At 63.5% G+C, this 518-nt stretch carries 1 protein-coding gene; it reads left to right on the plus strand.

Annotated features, from left to right (window positions below; genetic code table 11):
* Nucleotides 1-201 precede the first annotated feature (201 nt).
* Nucleotides 202-518: DUF4197 domain-containing protein (locus tag CXQ97_RS21325; RefSeq protein ID WP_146069768.1), on the plus strand; the 317-nt coding region annotated here is incomplete at its 3' end.

The following is a 518-nucleotide window of genomic DNA, read 5'->3' on the forward strand; positions in this document are numbered from 1 at the left end:
GGACGGATCATGCGAGTCGGCTCCATAACGACGGGGCCGCAACCTTAGCGCATCAGTAACAACCTGTCCCCCGCCTGCCTGACCCATACTGCTGGTAAACGCCTGCGCCTTGCCCGGCATTGCTTTAGCATCGGCGCCAGGCCATACGGCAGTTAGCAGCCCGCCGCTTCTGCACCATTCAATGAACATGAGGTTAACGCCATGTTGCGCATCACCACTCTCGTTGCAGGCCTGGCACTTTCCGCCAGCGCTTTCGCTCTTTCACTTTCCGACCTGACCCAGAGCGACGCCAGCGCCGGCCTCAAGGATGCGCTGAGCCAGGGCGCCAAGGTCGCCGTGCAGCAGCTCGGCCGCCCTGGCGGTTTCAGCAGCGATCCGGACGTGCGTATCGAGCTGCCGGGCAACATCGGCAAGGCCTCGCGGATGCTGAAGATGCTCGGCATGGGTGCGCAGGTCGAGCAGCTGGAGAACAGCATGAACCTGGCCGCCGAGAAGGCGGTGCCGGAAGCCCAGCAACT

This window comes from Arthrobacter sp. B0490 (genome assembly GCF_002929355.1).
In the GTDB taxonomy this organism is placed as follows: Bacteria; Actinomycetota; Actinomycetes; order Actinomycetales; family Micrococcaceae; genus Arthrobacter_D.